This window comes from Prauserella flavalba (assembly GCF_003202235.1).
In the GTDB taxonomy this organism is placed as follows: Bacteria; Actinomycetota; Actinomycetes; order Mycobacteriales; family Pseudonocardiaceae; genus Prauserella_A; species Prauserella_A flavalba.
In genome coordinates this window covers 52330-72116 of the sequence record NZ_MASU01000002.1, presented here as the reverse complement: position 1 = coordinate 72116, position 19787 = coordinate 52330, and the positions used below count along the sequence as shown (strand labels likewise).

At 71.5% G+C, this 19787-nt stretch carries 15 protein-coding genes and 1 tRNA gene; 5 read left to right on the top strand and 11 right to left on the bottom strand.

The window, feature by feature from the left end:
- Positions 1-53: 53 nt before the first annotated feature.
- Genes BA062_RS02585 through BA062_RS02575 form a run of 3 tightly spaced genes read right to left on the bottom strand, consistent with a single transcriptional unit; the run spans position 54 to position 3087 of the window.
- Positions 54-962 carry an Fpg/Nei family DNA glycosylase gene (locus BA062_RS02585; protein ID WP_110334414.1) on the bottom strand — a complete coding sequence of 303 codons (909 nt, stop codon included), beginning with the start codon at positions 960-962 and terminating at the stop codon, positions 54-56.
- Between the two features lie 13 nt (positions 963-975).
- The gene (locus BA062_RS02580; protein ID WP_110334413.1) at positions 976-1416 is read right to left on the bottom strand and encodes a DUF983 domain-containing protein; all 441 of its coding nucleotides are present in this window, start codon (positions 1414-1416) and stop codon (positions 976-978) included.
- A 54-nt stretch (positions 1417-1470) separates the two neighbouring features.
- Complete coding sequence (locus BA062_RS02575; RefSeq protein WP_110334412.1) at positions 1471-3087, bottom strand: sigma-70 family RNA polymerase sigma factor; 1617 nt, start codon at positions 3085-3087, stop codon at positions 1471-1473.
- 191 nt (positions 3088-3278) lie between these two features.
- On the opposite strand from BA062_RS02575, the gene BA062_RS02570 reads away from it, so the two are divergent.
- Positions 3279-3351 (top strand) — tRNA-Gly (locus tag BA062_RS02570).
- Between the two features lie 195 nt (positions 3352-3546).
- Positions 3547-4152, top strand: coding sequence for a lytic polysaccharide monooxygenase auxiliary activity family 9 protein (locus tag BA062_RS02565; protein WP_110334411.1), 606 nt, complete (start codon positions 3547-3549; stop codon positions 4150-4152).
- A 104-nt stretch (positions 4153-4256) separates the two neighbouring features.
- Here the strand turns inward: BA062_RS02565 and msrA are convergent, their stop codons facing one another.
- A complete protein-coding gene (gene msrA, locus BA062_RS02560) occupies positions 4257-4931 on the bottom strand; it encodes a peptide-methionine (S)-S-oxide reductase MsrA (protein WP_110334410.1) in 675 nt (224 codons plus the stop codon).
- 86 nt (positions 4932-5017) lie between these two features.
- On the opposite strand from msrA, the gene BA062_RS02555 reads away from it, so the two are divergent.
- Complete coding sequence (locus tag BA062_RS02555) at positions 5018-6022, top strand: hypothetical protein (RefSeq protein WP_110334977.1); 1005 nt, start codon at positions 5018-5020, stop codon at positions 6020-6022.
- On the opposite strand, the gene BA062_RS02550 is transcribed toward BA062_RS02555, so the two are convergent.
- Genes BA062_RS02550 through BA062_RS02540 form a run of 3 tightly spaced genes read right to left on the bottom strand, consistent with a single transcriptional unit; the run spans position 5964 to position 11815 of the window.
- Positions 5964-7169: an acyltransferase family protein gene (locus tag BA062_RS02550; RefSeq protein WP_245959648.1), complete on the bottom strand. Its 1206-nt coding sequence runs from the start codon at positions 7167-7169 to the stop codon at positions 5964-5966. The genes BA062_RS02555 and BA062_RS02550 overlap by 59 nt on opposite strands.
- A gap of 20 nt (positions 7170-7189) precedes the next feature.
- Positions 7190-10360: a glycosyltransferase gene (locus BA062_RS02545; RefSeq protein WP_110334409.1), complete on the bottom strand. Its 3171-nt coding sequence runs from the start codon at positions 10358-10360 to the stop codon at positions 7190-7192.
- A gap of 42 nt (positions 10361-10402) precedes the next feature.
- Positions 10403-11815 carry an SAM-dependent methyltransferase gene (locus BA062_RS02540; RefSeq protein ID WP_110334975.1) on the bottom strand — a complete coding sequence of 471 codons (1413 nt, stop codon included), beginning with the start codon at positions 11813-11815 and terminating at the stop codon, positions 10403-10405.
- Positions 11816-11884: 69 nt separating this feature from the next.
- On the opposite strand from BA062_RS02540, the gene BA062_RS02535 reads away from it, so the two are divergent.
- Both BA062_RS02535 and BA062_RS02530 read left to right on the top strand, forming a co-directional pair.
- Positions 11885-13186 carry an alginate O-acetyltransferase AlgX-related protein gene (locus BA062_RS02535; protein WP_245959647.1) on the top strand — a complete coding sequence of 434 codons (1302 nt, stop codon included), beginning with the start codon at positions 11885-11887 and terminating at the stop codon, positions 13184-13186.
- 189 nt (positions 13187-13375) lie between these two features.
- On the top strand, positions 13376-14623 hold the full coding sequence (locus tag BA062_RS02530) for a flagellar basal body protein FliL (RefSeq protein ID WP_110334408.1): 1248 nt from the start codon (positions 13376-13378) through the stop codon (positions 14621-14623).
- Positions 14624-14868: 245 nt separating this feature from the next.
- On the opposite strand, the gene BA062_RS02525 is transcribed toward BA062_RS02530, so the two are convergent.
- Genes BA062_RS02525 through BA062_RS02510 form a run of 4 tightly spaced genes read right to left on the bottom strand, consistent with a single transcriptional unit; the run spans position 14869 to position 19702 of the window.
- On the bottom strand, positions 14869-15537 hold the full coding sequence (locus BA062_RS02525) for a response regulator (RefSeq protein ID WP_110334407.1): 669 nt from the start codon (positions 15535-15537) through the stop codon (positions 14869-14871).
- Positions 15534-16643 carry a sensor histidine kinase gene (locus BA062_RS02520; protein ID WP_245959646.1) on the bottom strand — a complete coding sequence of 370 codons (1110 nt, stop codon included), beginning with the start codon at positions 16641-16643 and terminating at the stop codon, positions 15534-15536. The genes BA062_RS02525 and BA062_RS02520 overlap by 4 nt, the downstream gene beginning before the upstream one ends.
- 9 nt (positions 16644-16652) lie before the next feature.
- Entirely contained in the window at positions 16653-17537 is an 885-nt protein-coding gene (locus BA062_RS02515; protein ID WP_110334406.1) for a hypothetical protein, read from the bottom strand.
- A 41-nt stretch (positions 17538-17578) separates the two neighbouring features.
- Positions 17579-19702 (bottom strand): molybdopterin-dependent oxidoreductase, encoded by a 2124-nt coding sequence (locus BA062_RS02510; protein WP_110334405.1) that lies wholly within the window; start codon positions 19700-19702, stop codon positions 17579-17581.
- Positions 19703-19787 lie beyond the last annotated feature (85 nt).

Genomic DNA, 19787 nt, shown 5'->3' with positions numbered 1-19787 from the left:
GTACACTTTCTGTGCGTATTTCGCGACTGCGGGTTGTCACGCACCGTTGTCATTCACTTGAGCAACCGGGACATGCGCCGGTCGGCGAGGGGCTTGCCGCCGGTCTGACACGTCGGGCAGTACTGGAACGCCTTGTCGGCGAAGGACACCTCACGCACCGTGTCTCCGCACACCGGGCACGGCAGTCCCGTGCGCGCGTGCACGCGCAGCCCCGAACGTTTCTCGCCCTTCAGCCGCGCGGCGTCCTGGCCCACCGAGCGTTCGACGGCGCCGGTCAGCACCTCGCGGACGGCCTCGGCGAGCCGGTCGATCGCCTCGTCGGTGAGCTTCGCGGGCGTCGCGTACGGCGAGAGGCGGGCGGTGTGCAGGATCTCGTCGGAGTAGGCGTTGCCGATACCGGCGAGCACGCGCTGGTCGGTGAGCACCGTCTTGAGCCGCGCGGTCTGGCCCTTCAGCAGCGTCGCCAGCCCGTCGCGGTCGAGGTCGAGCGCGTCCGGGCCGAGCCGCGCGATGCTGTCGACCTCCTTCGGGTCGTGCACGATCCACACCGCGAGACCCTTCTTGGTACCGGCCTCGGTCAGGTCGAACCCCGGCCCGCCCTCCCGTCGCCCACCGCCACCCGCCACGGAGGCGCTTCGCGCCGCAGTGTTTGTCAAATGCACCCGCAGCGCGATCGGCCCCTTCCCGCCTGGCCGCGGCGGAGCTGGCGAGAGCGAGTCGGACCAGCGCAGCCAGCCCGCCCGCGCGAGGTGCACGATCAGGTGCAGGTCACCGCATACGAGGTCGAGGTGCTTGCCGTGCCTGCCCGCTCCGGTCACCTCCCGGCCGTGCAGCTCGGTCCACGGCGGGCTCACCGTCTTGAGCACGCTGAGCGAGGCGACGTCCACCCTCGTCACGGTGCGGCCGACGGCGTGCTCCCGCAGGTGGTACGCGAGCGCTTCGACTTCCGGTAACTCGGGCATGGCTCACTCCACGCTACTCGACGGGGTGCAGCGGCCCCTCGAAATCCGGCAGGTCGTGCCGGGCGATGGACTTGGCGACCCGGTTGATCTCCCCGCGCACGGTGAAGATCCCCCGGATGGTGCCGACCCAGCGCTCGGAGGGCCGCTCGCCGGTGACGTCGCCCTCGGTCTCGGCGACGACCGTCCACGGCCTGCGCAGCACCCAGCGCAGGGGGAAGAACAGGGCGACCAGCACGACCGCCAGCGGCACCCAGGAGGGCACGCGGACGTCGTCCGGCATCCACACGATGAGCACGACGGCGAGTCCGATGGCCACCGCCGCCATGACGATGCCGGGCGCGTAGCTCGCGGCGACGTCGTGTTCGAAGTCGTCGGCCGTGGCGGGGCGCCGCCACTCCATCTGGCCGCGAATGATCCATTCCCGGCCGTCAGAACCCCGGACCAGCCGGTTCATCGCTTCCTCCGCAAGCCCGCCCGAGCACGTTCCTCTGAGACGTTACCGTGATCTTCAGCCGCGCGGGAAGTCCGCTTCCGGCTGCTGTTCTTCACACGCCCAGTGGTGGTGGCCGTTGGCGGGTGCCCAGGCGGGCGGGCCGCTCGGGCACGGCGGCATGGTCCCGGAGGACCCGGAGGGTGTCGTGGTCGACTCCGGCGGCGACGACGTGAGCCCGGGCGACGTCGAGTGTCCCGACGACCGCGACGGCGGCTCGGTCCTCGACGGCGGCTCCGGCTTGGAAGGTTTCTCCGGCTTCGACGTGCCCGGGGTCGACGTGTCGGTGGTGGACAGCGGCGTACCGGTGGTGGGCTGGGGCTGCTCGGGAAGGTCGCTGCGCGGCTTGTCCTTCGTCTGCCCCGGCGGCACGTGGGTGCCGGGCAGCTCCGTGCTCCTGCCCTGCGAACGGCCCTGGCTGGCCTCGCTCGCGATCTCGGCCCCTGGTGGCAGCGAGTACTCGGTGGCGCCCTGATGGCCGACGGGCTCGACCTCCTCGAAGGCGGGGCCCGCCTCGAACCTGCCCTGCTGTGGGGCGCCGGCGTCGGAGGACCGGGCGCCCGGTTCGCTCGAAGGCAGCTGCGAAAGGGGATCCGACGTGGCCTCCGCGATCTGGAGCTCGACGGCGTTGCCGTCGCTCGGCAACCCGATCGGGTCCTGCATCCCGTCGTCGACCGGCCCGGCGGCGACCCCCACCGCGCCGATCGCGGCCGTCGAGGCGAGCGCGAGCCCGAGCTTGACGTTGGTGCCGATCGCGGCGAGCGCCGAGCCGCCGATGCCGCCACCGGCCCCGCTCGCGATGGTGCCCGCGGCGCCGCTGACGGCGCTCACCCCGCCGACCGTGCCTGCGCCCGACCCGGCGCTGATGGCGAGACCGGTGGCTGGCACGAGCAGGACGATGATCCCGGCGTGTGCCCGCAGCGACGAGCACACCTCCATGAGCTCGTCGTGGGTCGACCGGCACGACGCGCACGTGCCGAGGTGGGACTTGATCTTGCGAGCCTCGGAGCCGGTGACGCTGCCCGCGGTGTAGCCGCCGAGCTTTTCCATCACGGTGCGGCAGCCGTCGGAGCTGCGGTTGACCGCGAGGTGGGCCTGCAGGTACGCCGCGCGCAGGCCGAGCCGGGCCCTGCGCGCGAGCGCGGCGGTCGCGTTGGGGCTCAGGCCGAAGTGGGCGGCGGCGTTGGCGGGCTGCACGCCCTCGACCTCGGTCTGCCAGAGCACGGTCTTCCAGCGTTCCGGCAGGCTGGAGAACGCGCGCGTGATGAGCGTGGCCTCCGCGGTGCGGTTCTGGGAGTCGGCGCCCGCGCCGACCCGGCTGGTCAGCTCGTCGTCGGTCACCGGGACGTCGCGGCGGGCCCCGTGCCACTCCCATGACACGCGGCGCGCGACGGTCAGCAGGTACGCGCGGACGTTGTCGCGTGGACCGTTGCCCCTGCGCACGGCCTGCAGCACCCGGAAGAACGTCTCGGCGGTGATGTCCTCGGCTTCCGACGCGTCGGAAGCCAGACCTCGGGCGAGCCTGCGCACGGCCCCCGCGTGCAGCTCGAACAGCTCGCCGAACGCGGCATCCTCGCCGAAACGCAGTCGGGCGAGCAGTGCCGGCTCATCGGATCCGGAAACCGCACGGTCCATCCAGCCAGGCACCCCCTCTGGGCCGTAGCCCTTTCGGTTGAACGTTGAACACCATACGGAGCCACGGCATCGCCGTCACCCCTTGTACTACGGACGTGACCAAATGCCCACATTCAGGCATGGGCGGGTGCCTCGCAACCCCGGATCCGGGTCGGTATAGACTGTGTGAGCACCACCGGAAAGCGGTGCAGGCGGACGTAGCGCAGTTGGTAGCGCATCACCTTGCCAAGGTGAGGGTCGCGGGTTCGAGTCCCGTCGTCCGCTCTCGGTTTTTCAAAGCTCCCCCGCACGGGGGAGCTTTTTCTTGCGCCCGGACCGGGCAATGGACTACGCCGTTCGCCATTGGTGTGGACCAATCTGTCGAACCGTCGCGCGTCCGCTTTGCTCCGGTTAGTGGTCTACACCAATCTTCCTGCAGGGGAAAATCTCCGACATCGCTTCCGGTGAGAGGAGAAGACGATGTCCGGCACCCGCACCCGCCGTGCGGCGGCGCTCGCCGCACTGGGCCTGATTCCGCTCGGCGCCTCCGTCGCACTGGCGCCAAGCGCCTCCGGCCACGGTTACACGCAGAACCCGCCGAGTCGCTCGCTGCACTGCCAGCAGGGCGCGGTGAGTGACTGTGGTCCGATCCAATGGGAACCGCAGAGCGTGGAGGGCCCGAAGGGCTTCCCCGCGGCGGGCCCCGCCGACGGCCGGATCTGCGCGGCGGGCAACGCCCAGTTCGCCCAGCTCGACGACCCGGCGAAGCCGTGGCCGCGTACACCGATGACGAGCGGCCAGGACTTCGAGTTCGAGTGGACGTTGAAGGTCCCGCACGCCACCTCGACGTTCCGCTACTTCGTGACGAAGAACGGCTGGAACCCCGGCGAGCCGCTCACGCGCGCCCAGCTCGAACCGGAGCCGTTCCTGACGGTCGACTTCGGCGGCCAGCGCCCGCCGAACACCGTCAAGCACACGGGCACGCTGCCCGCCGGAAAGTCGGGCCACCACGTGGTGCTGGCGGTCTGGGACGTCGCCGACACGGCGAACGCCTTCTACGCGTGCTCGGACGTGACCTTCAGCTGAGCACGGCGGGCCCCCCTCAACCCAACCGCAGTGAAGGCCACCATGCCTGCGTTCAACGCAGTGAAGGTGGCCTTCACTGCAGCTGGGGGCCCTGAGCGCGCTGGCTAGACCTCGCGGCCTTCGGCGGGGAGGGTCAGGCCCACCGGGCAGGAGACGCCCGTGCCGCCGAGGCCGCAGTAGCCGTTCGGCACCTTGTGCAGGTACTGCTGGTGGTAGTCCTCGGCGTAGTAGAACTCACCGAGCGGCGCCAGCTCCGTCGTGATCTCCCCGTGGCCCGCGGCACGCAGGGCCGACTGGAACGCCGCGCGCGACGCCTCGGCCTCCTGGTGCTGGGCGTCGTCGGCGTAGTAGATCGCCGAGCGGTACTGGGTGCCGAGGTCGTTGCCCTGGCGCATGCCCTGCGTCGGGTCATGACCTTCCCAGAACACCTTGAGCAGCTGCTCGTAGGACACCTGCGCGGGGTCGTACACCACGAGCACGGCCTCGGTGTGCCCGGTCAGTCCCGAGCAGACCTCCTCGTAGGTGGGGTTGGGCGTGTGCCCGCCCGCGTAGCCGACGGCCGTCGAGTAGACACCCGGCGTCTGCCAGAACAGGCGTTCCGCACCCCAGAAGCAGCCGAGCCCGAACACCGCCGTCCGCAGGCCCTCCGGAAACGGGGGCTTGATCCGGCGATCGGGGAACACGGCGTGCAGGTCAGGCGTCCGCAGCGGCTCGGCGCGACCGGGAAGGGCTTCCTCGGCGGACACGAGCCTCATCTTGTCTCGACCGAACCACGACATGAGTCAATCCTAGGCGACAGAATGTCCTTCAAAGGGGTGACGCAATACTGTGCATGCGCTCGCTCGTGTTGGTCAGGGGGTTCTCGATGACTTGGCAGGAAGAGTTGCGACGCCTCGACGCCGAGCTCGCCGCCGGAACGATCTCCCATGATCTGCATCGGCGGCGCCGGGAGGACATCCTCGCGGAGGTCTCGGGTAGCCCGGTGGTGTCGCCGTTCGCCTCGCCACGCGCCGACGTGGGCGGCGCCCCGCAGTGGCAGGCCGCCAACCCGGCCGCCGACGCACACCAGGCCACCCAGCCGCCTCCGCAGCCGCCCGCGCCGCAACAGCCGCCCCGCGTCACGCCCGCGTCGCTGCTGTCCAACGGGCGGCCCACCACGGCGCCCAGCCCCGCCGACACCGAGCTGACCATGCCGATGAGCAGGCTGCAGAGCCAGCCACTGGTCACACCTCCGCCGCCCCCGGAGAACCGGGGCCGCAGGCGCACGTGGCTGTACATCTCGCTCGGCGTCTTCCTCGCACTCGCGGCCGTGATCGGCGGCGCGTGGTGGCTCGGCGGCATCGGCGGGTCGAGCGGCTCCGTGCAGGGCGACACCGCGCCGTCGTCGAGCCCCGCGCCGCCCACCGAGGTCGCGCTGGAGGACCGCCTGCCCGTGCTGCCCGGCGAGCAGAACAGCGACAACTCGACGATGTCGATCGCCAAGGGCGTCGAACTGGGCCTCTACCCCGAGTCCTCCGGCAAGATCTTCACCGACGCCGGCGCGAAGGAGATCGTCTACCGCGCCTCCACCGACGGCGACGCGGCGTACTTCATGCTGGTGCTCCCGCTCGACAACGCCGCCGCCGCGAACTCCGTGGTCGACGACATGCGCGAGCTGATGCTCGGCGCGGGCTTCACCGAGGAGACCGCGCAGGACACCATGTCGGGCGAGCTCGGCGAACGCACGCTCAGCGGCACCTGGTACGCGTCTGGTGACACGGCGGTGAACCTGTGGGTCTCGCAGCCCACCGCGGACACCTCCGCCGAGCGGCTCAGCGAACTCGCATCGAAGGCGGTCGCCGACCTGCGGGCGGCCTTGCCACTGGGCTGAACCGGACGGTGTCGGCCTCGGCGAAGCTCGGCGGCCGGGGCGACGGTGGCCTCGGTTGCCGCGGAGGCTTGGGCTTGACCAGGTATTTCCGCAGCCTGCGCTGCGTCGGCGCCTCCACCAGACACCAGGAGGCGACGCCGCACAGGTAGGCGGCGGGCACCGCGAGCGCCATCAGCACCCACTGGTTGTGCACCCCGGCCGCGATGATCATCTGCTGCACCGGGAACGCCCAGATGTACAGCCCGTAGCTGCCGAAGACGAGCCTGCCGTCGGCCTTGAACCACGTGGGCCAGTGGTGGGCGATCACGATGGCGCCGTAGCTCGCCGAGATGGCCAGCAGGTACCGGTCGAGCGGGGTCCAGTGCGCCGCGATCCAGCCCGCGAACAGCACGATCGCCGCGGGTCCGTTGAGCGGGATCCGGTCGCGGAACGTGTGGATCACCATGCCGATGGCGAAGGGCACCATGAACGACACCATCGAGCCGATCGGCACCTCGATGAGCGAGCCCGCGTTGCCCTGGAAGCCGAACGTCGCCTGGAACATCCCGTCCAGCACCATCAGCCCCGCCAGCACCGGCAGCACGACGTAGCGCGTCACGCCGAACGCCACCAGCAGGCCGACGACGAGGACGAGCACGTAGCCCACCATCTCCATCGGCAGCGTCCACAGCGAACCGTTGACCGACCACGGGTACGGGTTGTCGTCGAACACGCCTGGCAGCAGATGCTGCAGGAGGAACAGCAGCGACGTGCCCACGAGGTAGCGCCAGGTCTGCTGGTCGGCGAAGTACTCGCCCACCGTGAGGCTGGTGAACAGCGGACCGATCACGAACGTGGTGACGAACACCACCGCGAGCAGCGGCGGCAGGATGCGCAGCAGGCGCCGTCCGCTGAACCGCCACCACGACGGGTCGCGTTCCCAGCTGTCGCTGATCTGCCAGCCGCTCATGGCGAAGAAGCCCATGAGCGCCACATAGCCGGGCGAGGCGTGCCAGCTCGCGGGGAAGATCGTCAGCCGTTCCGGGTGCACGAGCGGCGAGCTGTGGTCGATCACCACCGTGATGGCGCCGAACAGCCGCAGCCACGCGAACCCGATGTTCGGGTCGGCGTACTCCTTCAGCTTTCGCCGCTTGCCCGTGCCGGCCACTCGTCCCCCCGATGCCGTCGTCAGTCCGAGCGCCCCCGCAGCAGCCCGGCGAGCGTCTCACGGGCAACGCCCGGCCCGAACCGCCTGTTCACGGCCTCCTTGCCGGCTTCCGAGATCCGCAGCCACAGCGCGTCGTCGGCGAGCAGCGTGCCGATGCGCTCGGCCAGCTGCGCCGCGGTCTCGCCGAGCAGCACCTCCTCGCCGTTGACGAGGTGCATGCCCTCGGCCGCGAGCGCGGTCGCCGCCACGGGCACGCCGCGGGCGAGCGCCTCGCCGACCTTGCCCTTCACGCCCGCGCCGAAGCGCAGCGGGGCCACCACCACGCGGGCCTGCTCGTACTGGGCGGCCAGGTCCTCCACCCAGCCGTGTACGACCACGCCCTCGCGCGCGAGCTCGCCGATCTCCGGCGGCGGGTTGCTGCCGACGATGTGGGCCACCGCGCCGGGGTGGCGCTGCCGCACGAGCGGCATGATCTCCTCGGCGAGCCAGCGGGCGGCGTCGCGGTTGGGGATGTGGTCGAAGCTGCCGACGAACAACACGCCCGAGCGGCCCTCGACGTCGGCCCTCGCGACGTCGGCCTCGTGCACGTTGGAGAGCACCTCGACCTTCGAAGCGGGCACGAGCTCGCCGAGGAGCCGCTGCTCGACCTCCGACACGACGAGCGTCACGTCGCACGCGCGCGCGAGCCCGAGCTCCATTTCCCGCAGCGCCTCGGCCCGCCTGCTCAGCGTGTCCCGCTCGGCGACGTCGCCGAGCTGAGCCGCGAGGTCCGCCTGCCGCTGCAGACGCAGGAAGTGCAGGTCGACGGTGTCGTAGGCAACGACGCAGCCGGGCGCGTGCTGACGCAGCGGCTCCAGCAGCCGCCACGCCACCTGCGGCCGGGACAGCACCGCGAGCCGCAACGCGCTGCCCGCGTCGCGCACGAACTCCTCCTGCTGGCCCTGATCGGCGATCACGGTGACGCCCTTGCGGTGCAGCGGCGCCGTGTACTCCTCGGGGATCGCACCGTTCATGGGGAAGAACACCACGCGCTGGCCGAGGTCGACGAGCAGGTCGAGCAGCCGGGCCATGCGGACCGAGCCTGAGTCCTCCTTGGTGCGCGGCACCTGGTGGTCGGCGACGAGGACGAGCCCGCCGCGGTGGCCGTGCGCACCCCGGGCGCGGGCGAGCCACAGGTTGCCGGGGCTCGCCTCGGGCAGGTGGTCGGCCAATGCGCTCGCCCACTTCTCGGCGAAGACCTCGCGGTTGAGCTCCTGGTGCCGCTTCACGCCGGAACCGGTGTCGGTGCCGTTCGAGACGCCCTCGTGGTGCACCACCACCGACTCGGGCTGCACGACGGTGCGGTAGCCCGCGGCACGCACGGCGAACGCGAGATCGGTGTCCTCGTAGTACGCGGGCGCGTAGCGGGTGTCGAAGCCGCCGATGCGCTCGAAGAGGTCGCGGCGCACGAGAAGCGCCGCGCCCGAGCAGTAGTCGACGTCGCGCATCGTGCGAAACCGCGGCTCGTCGGGGTTGGCTCCCCTGCCGTAGTTCCAGCCGTTGCCGTCGCGCCAGATGATGCCGCCGGACTCCTGGAGGGTGCCGTCCGGGTAGACGAGCTTCGACCCGGCGAGCCCGACGGAGGCGTCGTTGTCGAAGACCTGCACGAGCTTGTCCAGCCAGCCGGGCCGGGCCTCGGTGTCGTTGTTGAGGAACATCACCAGCTCGCCGCGCGCGTGCTCGGCGCCGAGGTTGCACGCGCCGATGAAGCCGAGGTTGCGTGGCGCGCGGACCAGCCGCACCCCCGCGCAGCCCGCGACGCGGTCGGCCGTGTCGTCGGGCGAGGCGTCGTCGACCACGATGACCTCGAACGGCGTGATCGGCAGGTTGACCTCGATCGACTCGAGGCACCGGCGCGTGTAGGCCCAGTTGCCGTAGATCGGGATCACCACCGAGACGATCGGCTCGTCGCTGGTGGTGACGGCGACCGGCCCCGGCACCTCCTCGGCGGGCACGACCGGCCCCGGTTGCCTGCCCAGCGCGGTCTCGTAGGCGTCGCGGCGGCGGGTGCCGCGAGGGGCGAGCTTCTCGACGGCGGAGCGGTAGCGGCCGAGCAGCTTCTGCGCGAGCTCGGAGTGTTCGGCGGAGAGCCTGGCGTTCTCCCCAGCGAGGTGGTTGACGGTCTGGCGCAGGGTGCCGAGGTTGTCCGAGAGCCAGCTCAGCCTCGCCGCGTCACGGGTGGCCCTGCGGCGCAGCTGGTCGCCCTCGTCGACGGCCTTGCGATAGCACTCGTTGACGCGACGCAGCTGGGCCAGCGCCTCGTCCCGCTCCCCGGCGAGCGTCCGCGCCCTGGCCTCGGCGTCCTCGACGGCGGCGGTGCGCTCACGCAGCCTGGCCTCCAGGGTGCGCACCGAGTCGGCCAGCCCCGCGATCTCACCGGCCCTCGCCTCATGCACCAGGGTCAGCTTGGGGTCGACGAGCACGGACGTGTGCGGCACCTCGAACGGCCGGTTCGACGCGATGCCCACGAAGTAGGTGTGCGGGGCGCCGCGGTCCACCGACCAGTCGTCGGCCGCGCGCCTGCTCAGCGTGTAGGTCTCGCTGTCGCAGCCGGACTCGCCGTCGTGGATCACCGAGCCGACGGCGACGTTCTGCTTGAGCAGCAGCACGTGCTCGAAGCGTCCGCCGAGCAGCTCCCGGAAGGCGCCCTCGTGCAGCTCGTGGACGTGGTAGGGGTTCTCGTTGCCGTGGTCGTGGGTGTAGACGTCGATGTCGGGCGTGCTGCACAGAAAGATCCCGCCGGGCGCGAGCCGGTTGCCGACCAGCTCCATCAGCCGGTCCTGCTCCAGCACGTGCTCCACCGCCTCGAAGCACGTGATGACGTCGAAGGGCTCCTCGCTCGCACACGCGCCGGGGTCGGTGATCGAGCCGACCTCGAACCGGACGTTGCCGAGCGGGTAGCGCTGCCGGGCGTGCTCGACGGTGGTCTCGTCGATGTCGATGCCCACGACCTGCGTGGCCTTGGCGGCCATCAGCGCGCTGCCGAAGCCCTCACCGCTGGCGAGGTCGAGCACGCGCTTGCCCTCGGTGAACCGCAGCGCGAAGGCGTACCGGTGGTAGTGCTCGTAGATGACCTGGAGGTCGTCGGCCCACGGCACGCACCGCTCCCCGGTCCAGTCGATGAGCCGCTCACCCCGAGGTCCCGTACCCATGCGGGGAGATTAGCGGTTCACACACTGTCCCCGGTGACAGGTTCAGATTTCCCGCAATGTGATGCCGACCAGCACATAGGCCAGATTGCGCCGGTCGTCGCCGAGCCCGTGACGGTTGGGGTTGACCGCCCAGTCGGCGCTCAGGGTCAGCTCGGCGGTGCGATGCGCGGGCACGCGGATGGGCAGACTCCGCTCGGTCAGCTCGGGCCCGACCTCGATCGAACCGACCGGCGTGCCGTCGAGGCTCACGGTGACCTCGCCGGTGTCCGGCATCCACTCCGGCACGTACGTACGCAGTTCGATGCTCGCGACGTCGGCCGTGGTCAGCACCGGGAAGCGTACGGTGCGGCCCGCCCACGCGTCGTGGAAGACGCCGTTCATCCGGCCCGCCGCGACTCCGGCTCCGCGCACGAGGCCGCCGGGGTCGCTGCCCCTGGGGTCGAACGAGACGCGGCCCGCCGGGTCGAGCACCTCGGTGTTGCGGACCGACCGCGCCGGGGTGCGCTCGCCGTGCACGCGCAGCGGCCGCGGCGTGGGATGGAACAGGGCGGTGAGCCGCGTCGGGGTGACGATGCCGAGGTCGATCAGGGTGTCGTCGAGCGTGCCGAGCCGGTCGATGAGGGCCTGATGTGCCGGGTCGGCCATGTCGAAGTTGTGCCCGTAGATGCGGTCGATGAACGGGTCGATGATGTTGCCGAGCGCGAGGAAGAAGCTCGGGTGCAGGTAGCGCAGGAGCACCGGCAGCACGTCCTGCGCGCGGATGCCCTCGAAGCCGTCAACCGCGCAGTCCACGTCGTCGTAGACCTCGTCGACGGCGCCGGTGATCGCGTTGCGGCGCAGCTCGGCCGGCAGCGTGGCCCAGATCCGCTCGATCACCTCCAGCGCCTCCGGCCAGCGGCGATGCCCGTTGCGGCCGATCATGTCGTGCACCACGAGCACGCCGTCGCGCGTGAGGCTGTCGCGGAGCTGGCCGTAGAGGTGTTCGAGGTCCAGCACGTGGTGCAGCACCTGGTAGCCCACCACCACGTCGTGCCTGGCGTCGGCGACCCACGTGTTGAAGTCGGCGACCACGGGCTCGACGCGGTCGGCGAGCCCGAGCGACTCGGCGGCCTTCGCTGCGCGCTCCTGCATGTCGGTGTTGATCTCCAGCAGGCGTACGCGCACGTTGTGCACGCCCTCGTCGGCGAGCGTCCGCAGCCAGCCCAGCTCCTGATCGCCGTTGCCGCTGCCGAGCGAGAGCACCACCGCGTCGCGGTCGAGCCCGGCGGCCCTGCTCGCGATCTCGCCGGTGATGAGGTGGTCGATGGTGGGAACGCCGAGCGCGTTCAGCTTCGGCAGCATGTGCCTCGCCGACCAGCGGTGCGCGGACTCCGGCAGGCTCCCGTGCAGGTCGACCTGCTGCGCGAACGTCTCCCGTTCCGCGGCCAGCCGCTGCTCGTAGTCGACGCCGTGCATCACGCGTCCCTCCACTGATCGACCCGAACCGGCCCCCAGTTCACCCGGCCCGGCGATACGATACGGCGCGTGTCCGCAGGCCCCCGATCGCACCCGCCCGTGGGCGGGGGCCTTCCACCCACGCCGGAATCGTGGCTGCCGAACGAGCACAACCTCTACCGGCCCCGGCACAGCCCTCGCCAGCGCACCGCTCTGACCTGCGCGGTCGTGTTCTTCCTCGCCCCGGCGCTCGCGTTCGTGCTCGGGGTTCGGCCGCAGGCGTTCGAGAACAGGGCGCTGGCCGAGTTCCCGAGCATCGCGGACGGCTGGGGCTTCTTCACCGGCCTTTCCGCGTGGGCGACCGACCACCTGCCGCTGCGCGAGGCGGGCATCGACGCGGCGAGCGGTATCAGCACCGGGGTGTTCCGCGATCCGCCCGACGTGGGCGGTGGCGCGCGCGACACGGTGGGCGTCTCGCCGGGCAGCGAGCGACAGGAGACGCCGCCCGACCTGTTCCCCGAGGTGATCGCCGGCAGCGACAACTGGCTCTACCTCGGCGAGGACGTCAAGGCCAGGTGCTATCCGGTGCGCGACGTGAGCGGCGTGGTGACGCAGCTGAACAAGCTGCGCGAGGCCGTCGAGGCGTCAGGCCGCGAGTTCGAGCTGGTGGTCGCTCCGGACAAGACGACGGTGATGCCGCAGCACCTGCCGGAGAGCTACGTCGGGAAGGAGTGCTCGCAGCAGCGGGCGGCCGAGTTCTGGCGCCGCGTCCCCACCGAGGCCGGCGCCATCGACCTGCGGCCCGCCCTGCGCGACACCGAGCGGCAGACCGGCGAGCCGCTGTACGACGCCATCGACAGCCACTGGAACTTCGCCGGCGGGCTCACCATGACGTACGCGCTGGCCGAGCGGATCACGCCCGGCAGCACGGCGACGTGGCAGGTGGCGCCGGACGGCAGGCAGGCGTGGCCCGCCGACCTGCCCCGGATGCTCGGCAGGCAGGAGCAGCGCGACCTCACGCGCTACACCCTCGCGCCGGACGGCGGCGAGGACCGCACCCGCTACCTCGCAAGCGACTTCAAGATGCAGCTCCAGGTGGAACAGCGCGGCGAGCCCGTCGAGGGCACGATCGAGGACAAGGTCGGCGTGATCGCCGACTCCTACACCCAGTTCGCCACGCCGTTCCTCACGGCCGCCGTCCGCGACCTCTCCGTCGTGCATGCCGAGACGGTCGCGGAGTCGTCGGTCGACCAGATCGCCGAGCTGCTCGCCGACCGCGACGTGGTGGTGGTCGAGTTCGTGGAGCGGATCGTCACCGGCGGGGCGAGCGCCCTGCTGCACGACGACGCGATCGACCGGCTCGGCACCGCGCTCGCGGCCAATCCCAGATAACAACCAGGTGACAGCCATGATCGGGGTCCTGTTGCGGGCGGTGCCGGACCCGACGGCACAGTAGGTTACGTCTGGGTGGTCGCCACAGTGCGCCCCTGACACGAGGTGCACAATGTCCTCGGTTTTCATCGTCGATGTTCGCTGAGCTGACGCGAGCATGCACAGAACTGTCCCGAAGGGGGGCCGGGGGTGACCTGGCAGGAAGAGCTACGCAAGCTGGACGAGAGTCTCGCGTCCGGCAGCCTGTCCGCGGACGAGTACAGAACCCGCCGGGACCAGATCCTGTCGTCGGCGGTGACCTCGACGGAACAGCAGCCGCAGGGCGAGCAGGGCGGCAACGCCGACTCGACCCAGATCATCGAGCCGCTCTCGCCTCCGCAGGGCACCCCACAGCAGCAGCCGCAACAGCCCCAGCAGCCGGAAGCCACTCAGGCCGTCTCCCCCTCCGATGCCGGTGGCGAGCGCACCCAGGTGGTGCCCGGCTGGCAGTCGCAGCAGCCCCGGCCGCAGGCCTCGCCCCCGGCGGGCTTCCCCCAGCCGCAGCAGCAGTACCAGCAGCCCGCCTCCCCTCCCGGCGGGTTCGCGGGTCCTCAGCAGCAGCAGTACCAGCAGCAACAGCAGCCGTGGAACGCGCCGCAGGAGGACGCCACGCCGCCGTGGGGCGGTGGCGACTTCCCGCCGATCGCGCCGCAGGGCAGCTCCGAGTGGGGTGTGAGCCAGGGCCCCGAGTCGTTCGAGTCCGAGTCCAAGTCGGGCGCAGGCCGCAAGGTGCTGTTCTCCGTGCTCGGCGTGGTCCTGCTCGCGGGTATCGGCTTCGCCGTGTGGGCGCTGTTCATCAACGGCGGTGACGACAACCCGCAGGCACAGACCGACCCGCCTGCCACCTCGCAGTCGCAGGCCCCGCAGCAGCCCACCAGCTCGGCACTGCCGGAACCGCCCCCGGCGAAGGCCGTGCCCGCCGACAACGAGTCGGCGATCATCGACCCGCCCGGCCAGGAGCGCAACGGCGGCGGGCCGTTCAACCTGGAGCAGCTGAGGACCAACCAGATGCTGCCGGAGTCGATGGTCCAGGCGCTCGAGGACGCCGGGATGACCGACGGCCTGCTCAAAACCACCCGCGACGGCGACGCCACGATCGGCATCTACGCGATCGAGGTGTCCAACGAGGACGCCGCCGTGTCGGCCGCCGAGGAGTACGGCGTCATCCAGCAGGAAGGCGGCATCCCGGAGGTCCCGGAGCTGTCCATGCAGGGCGTCCCCGTGTTCGGGGCGGGCAACGCCAGCTCCGACAGCGTCTTCCGCGCGGTGTACGTGCTCTACAAGCGCGTGGTGATCATCGACGTGACCGGCCCCAACCGCGACCAGCTGGAGCCGGTGTTCACCGACCTGCTGGACGAGCAGATCAACCACGCGCCGCCCAGCTACACGGGCGACTGAGCTTCATACCGCCGAACGGGTGAGGTTGGCCAACACGGCCAACCTCATCCCACGGTCACACGCCCTCCGAGCGGAGCATCGGGCCCCGGAGAGAGGAGGCGTGATGTGGCTGCAGATTTCCCTCGTCGCCGTGCTCGCCGCGGTTTTCCTGGTCAGGGTGACACGCGAGGTCATGCGATCCCGCCGCTCGGCTGACTGACCCCCTCGGCTTGACGCCCCCGGCCTGCCGCCCGCCGCGGTGAAGGCTACGCGGCGCCTGGTTTGACCAGACCCGACTCGTAGGCCAGCACCACCAGCTGCGCGCGGTCCCTCGCGGCGAGCTTGGTCATGATGCGGCTGACGTGCGTGCGCGCGGTGGCCGTGGAGATGAACAGCTCGCCGGCGATCTCGTCGTTGGTCAGCCCGCCCGCGACGAGCGCGAGCACCTCGCGCTCGCGGTCGGTGATCTCCTGGATGGCGCCGGGGTCGATCCGGCGGTTCTCCGGCCTGCCGACGAACTCCGAGATGAGCCTGCGCGTGACGGTGGGCGCCAGCAGTGCCTCGCCCGCGGCCACCACGCGCAGCGCTCGCAGCAGCTCCACCGGGTCGGTGTCCTTCAGCAGGAACCCGCTCGCGCCGCCGCGCAGCGCGTCGTAGACGTAGGAGTCGACGTCGAACGTGGTCAGCACCAGCACCTTCACCCCGGCGAGCTCGGGTTCCTCCGCGATCCGCCTCGTCGCCTCCAGCCCGTCGACGCCGGGCATCCGCACGTCCATCACCACGACATCGGGCTTGTGCTCGCGCGCGAGCGCGACGGCCTCCTCGCCGTCGGAGGCCTCGCCGCACACCTCGAAGCCGTCCTCGGTGTCGAGCAGCACGCGGAAACCGGCGCGCACGAGCGCCTGGTCGTCGGCGAGCACCACCCTGATCGTCATGTCCGCTCCTCGATCGGTATCACGGCCCTGACCTCGAAACCGCCGACGACCGGGCCCGCGTCGGCGGTGCCGCCCAGCGCCTCGGCCCGCTCCCGCATGCCGCGCAGGCCGTTGCCGATCTTCGGCGCCGCCGCGCCCGAGCCGTCGTCGCGCACGCTCAGCCTCAGGCTGCCGTTCGCCCGCGACAGCCGCACCTCGACGAGCCTGGCCTGGTTGGCGTGGCGCACCACGTTGGTGAGCGACTCCTGCAGGATCCGGTACGCCGCGGCGTCCACGGGCGCCGGCAGCTCCCCGGCGTGGCCGCGCAGGCGCACCACGAGCCCGGCGGTCCTCGCGTGGTCGAGCAGCTCGTCGAGCTGCCGAAGGCTCGGCGCGGGTGCCCGGTTCTCCCCGGTGCGCAGCACGGCGAGCGTGGCCCGCAGGTCGGTGAGCGCCGACGCGCTGGCCTCCTTGATGTTGCGCAGTGCTTCCTTGGCCTGCTCCGGTTTGCGGTCGGCGACGTGCGCCGCGACCCCGGCCTGGACGTTGATCATGGCGAGGCTGTGGGCCACCACGTCGTGCACCTCGCGGGCGATGCGCAGGCGCTCCTGCTCGGCGAGCCGTTCGCGGCGCTCGGCCTCCTGCTCCCTCGCGGCCGCGAGCACCGCGCCGCGGTTGCGCACCGCCGTGCCGATGCCGATCACGGCGGCGACGCCCGCGACGAGGCCCGCGGCCCTCGCGTCGGGCAGCCAGCCGAGCCCGGCGGCCACGAAGATCACGTACCCCGCCAACACCAGCGCCCCGCCGGCGATGCTCGCGACGAGCGGACCCCGCACCAGTGCCACCGTGTAGAGGGCCAGCGCGGGCAGCAGGATCGCCGGCCCGCCGGGGTAGCCGCTCCAGTAGTAGGCCAGCGCGCACGCGATCGACACCGCGAACACCGACACGGGCAAGCGTTTGCGGGCCAGCAAGGGCAGCCCGGCACCGCACAACAGGCCGTAGCCCAGCACGTCGAGGTGCTGGGCCTGCGGCTGCCGCGTGGCGGCGACGGTGGTGATGCCCAGGACGAAGGCGGTGAGGGCCAGCGGGCCGATCACGTCGGTGAGGAGCTTCCTGGGCGGGAACACGCGTTGAAGCTACCCCTGAGCGGCGGCCTCGCGCGTCGGCTGAAAAGCGCGTTCCCGCGCTACGCTCCGCGCGGTACCCGGGAGGCCGAGCGCGAGCAGGACACCGCCGAGCGCCTGGACGCACGCGAGCACGAGGTGCACGGGGTCCGTGTCGCCTGCCATCGCGACCGCCGTGAACACCGCCCAGAACCCCCACGCGAACATCACGCCCGAGCCGGTCCAGGCCAGCACGAGCCTGCCCCGCAGCCGCCTGCCGGCGAGCGTCAGCACCGCCCCGGCGGCGGCGAGCGCAAGCACGCCGTGCACGCCGTCCAGGAACCGCGAGGCGACGTTGACGCCCTCCTCGGGCACGATCGCCCACCACACGTGGGCGAGCCCCGTGCCGAGGGCGAGCACCGCTCCGGCACCCGTCCCGACGCCGACCGGTCCACGCGGGGCGGTGCCGGCGAACACGTGCGGCCAGCGGGTCCGCGCGTACAGCACGAACGCGGCGAGCAGCGTGAAGCCCTGCCAGGCGAAGCTGCCGTAGACTACGGGCGTCACCCAGGTCGCCAGCTGGGCGCCGTCACCTGGCTCCATCGCCAGGTTCAGGCCGATCACAGGACTCGACAGCGCGATGGGCGCGAGGAACCCGGTGCCGACCCAGATCGGGAACAGCACGAGCCACGCGGGCAGGCGCTGCCCCCAGTCGTAGGTGAACGCGAGCACCACGAGGATCGCGACCAGGTCCATGAACGCGGTGAAGGCGTTGCCGGCGATCATGGCAGGTTCCCTGAGGAACGTGGGGTCGGTGGCGCCGAGCGTGCCCCCGGCGACCCAGACGATCTTGAGCAGGAGGTACGGGAGGACGCCGGCGATCGCGACGTAGCAGAGGACGTGCCGTGCTTTGGTCATGCCGATCAGCGTCGTCGCCCGCGCCGTCCTGCGGTTCCCGCTCAGGACCTGTCGAACTCCCTCTCAGGGGTGAGTTCCACGGGCACCCCGGAGACGGCGGCGGTGCCCGTCAGCGCGTCGACGAAGCCCTCGTCGGTGACGTCGTTCGCGCTGACGCCGGCGTGCGCGGTCGCCACGGCGAGGCGCACGCCGTCGCGGTGGTGGCCCCAGCCGTGCGGCAGGCTCACCACGCCCGGCATGATCGCGTCGGTGACCTCAACGGGCACCGCGATCTTCCCGCTCGCCGACGAGAGCAGCGCGCGGTCGCCGTCGTCGAGACCGCGCTGGCGCGCGTCGTCGGGGTGCACGAGCAGGGTGCAGCGCGGCTTGCCCTTCACCAACCGTTCGCTGTTGTGCAGCCACGAGTTGTTGCTGCGCAGCTGCCTCCTGCCGATGAGCACCAGCGCGGGGCGCTCGCGTTCCAGCACGCCACGCAGCCGGGGCACGTCGTCCAGGTAGGACTTCGGGGCCAGGTTGACCTTCCGGCCCCGCGTCGCGAGCCTTCCGGGCAGCCTGCGTTCCAGCGGGCCGAGGTCCACGCCGTGTGGCTCCTGCTTGAGCGAGCGCAGCGACAGTCCCTTGTGGAGCTTGCGCAGCCCGTGCGGGCCGGCGAGCAGGCCGAGTTCGAGCACGGCCTCCGGCCCGAGCCCGCCGAGCAACCGCGCGGGCGCACCGCCGCCGAGCACGCGGGTTGCCAGCTCCAGCACGATCTCCCAGTCGTGCCGCTGGTCGGATCCTCGCCGGAACACCGGCGGCGAGTACTTCGCGACGTTGCGCACCGAGTAGTTCGCCAGGGCCAGCTCGTAGTGCGACCGTTCCAAGTGGACGGTGGGCGGCAGTATCACGTCGGCGTGGCGCGTGGTCTCGTTGAGGTACGGGTCGATCGAGACCATGAAGTCGAGTTCGTCGAGCGCCCGCTCCAGCCGCGCACCGTTCGGAGTGGACAGCACGGGGTTGCCCGCCGAGGTGATGAGCCCCCGGATCCGCCCCTCCCCCGGGGTGTCGATCTCCTCCGCGAGCGCGGCGACCGGCAGCTCCCCGCCGAACTCCGGCAGCCCGCGCACCCGGCTGCGGTAGGTGCCGAAGCTGCCCCGGTGCCCGGTGAGCGCCGCGAGCGGAAGGGCGTCCACCGCCGGCGTGGTGAACATGGCGCCGCCCGGTTCGTCGAGGTGCCCGGTGAGCGCGTTGACCACCACCACGAGCCACGCGGCGAGCCCGCCGAACTCCTGCGTGCAGATGCCGACCCGGCCGTACACGACCGCCCTCGGCGTCTCCGCCAGCTCGCGGGCGAGCGCCCGCACCCGCTCGGCGGGCACGCCCGTGACCGGCTCGGTGCGTTCGGCGGGAAAGCCGCGGGCGACCTCGCGCAGGATGTCGAGGCCGACCAGGTGCGGCGTGAGCCTGCCCGTGCACACGAGGTGCTCGGCGAACAGCACGTCGATGAGCGAGAGCAACAGCAGCGCGTCGGTGCCGGGCCTGATGAACAGGTGCTCGTCGGCGAGGCCTGCCGTCTCGGTGCGGCGCGGGTCGATCACCACGACCCTGCGCACGGCCTTCAGCCGCGCCCGCACGTTCGGCGCGGTCATGATGCTGCCGTTGGACACCGCCGGGTTGCCGCCGAGGCACACGAACAAGTCCGTGCGGTCGATGTCCGGCACCGGCATCAGCAGCTGGTGGCCGAACATCTCCAGCGCGGCGAGCATGTGCGGCAGCTGGTCCACCGACGTCGCCGAGTACAGGTTGCGCGTGCCGAGCGCGCGGAAGAACGGCAGGCCGTAGGTGAGCAGGCCGAAGTTGTGGGCGCTGGGATTGCCCTGGTAGACGGCGAGCGCGTCCCTCCCGTGGCGCTCGCGGACCTCGCGCAGCCCCGCCGCGACCAGCTCGAACGCGGCGGGCCAGCTCGTCTCCACCCACTCGTCGCCGAAGCGCACCAGCGGGGTGCGCAACCGGTCGGGGTCGTGGTGGACGTCGGCGAGCGCGGTGGCCTTGGGACAGATGTAGCCCCTGGACAGCGGATCGGCCTCGTCGCCTCTGATGCCGGTGACCCGATCGCCCTCGACCGTCACCGTGATGCCGCAGGTGGCCTCGCAGAGCGTGCAGCTGTGGTGATGGGTCGTGGTGACCATGAATCGAGACTAGCGGCGCGCAGCGCCTCCGCCAGGGGTCGTAATGGGCGAACCCAACGGGCGAAAAGTCGGAGGGAAGGCGTCG

What these genes read in the sequence shown, in the direction of transcription:
- BA062_RS02515 (WP_110334406.1), bottom strand. Translation starts at nt 17,537, where the DNA reads ATGACCAAAGCACGGCACGTCCTCTGCTACGTCGCGATCGCCGGCGTC.
- BA062_RS02540 (WP_110334975.1), bottom strand. Translation starts at nt 11,815, where the DNA reads ATGCACGGCGTCGACTACGAGCAGCGGCTGGCCGCGGAACGGGAGACG.
- BA062_RS02510 (WP_110334405.1), bottom strand. Translation starts at nt 19,702, where the DNA reads ATGGTCACCACGACCCATCACCACAGCTGCACGCTCTGCGAGGCCACC.
- BA062_RS02565 (WP_110334411.1), top strand. Translation starts at nt 3,547, where the DNA reads ATGTCCGGCACCCGCACCCGCCGTGCGGCGGCGCTCGCCGCACTGGGC.
- BA062_RS02585 (WP_110334414.1), bottom strand. Translation starts at nt 962, where the DNA reads ATGCCCGAGTTACCGGAAGTCGAAGCGCTCGCGTACCACCTGCGGGAG.
- BA062_RS02545 (WP_110334409.1), bottom strand. Translation starts at nt 10,360, where the DNA reads ATGGGTACGGGACCTCGGGGTGAGCGGCTCATCGACTGGACCGGGGAG.
- BA062_RS02575 (WP_110334412.1), bottom strand. Translation starts at nt 3,087, where the DNA reads ATGGACCGTGCGGTTTCCGGATCCGATGAGCCGGCACTGCTCGCCCGA.
- msrA (WP_110334410.1), bottom strand. Translation starts at nt 4,931, where the DNA reads ATGTCGTGGTTCGGTCGAGACAAGATGAGGCTCGTGTCCGCCGAGGAA.
- BA062_RS02580 (WP_110334413.1), bottom strand. Translation starts at nt 1,416, where the DNA reads ATGAACCGGCTGGTCCGGGGTTCTGACGGCCGGGAATGGATCATTCGC.
- BA062_RS02555 (WP_110334977.1), top strand. Translation starts at nt 5,018, where the DNA reads ATGACTTGGCAGGAAGAGTTGCGACGCCTCGACGCCGAGCTCGCCGCC.
- BA062_RS02525 (WP_110334407.1), bottom strand. Translation starts at nt 15,537, where the DNA reads ATGACGATCAGGGTGGTGCTCGCCGACGACCAGGCGCTCGTGCGCGCC.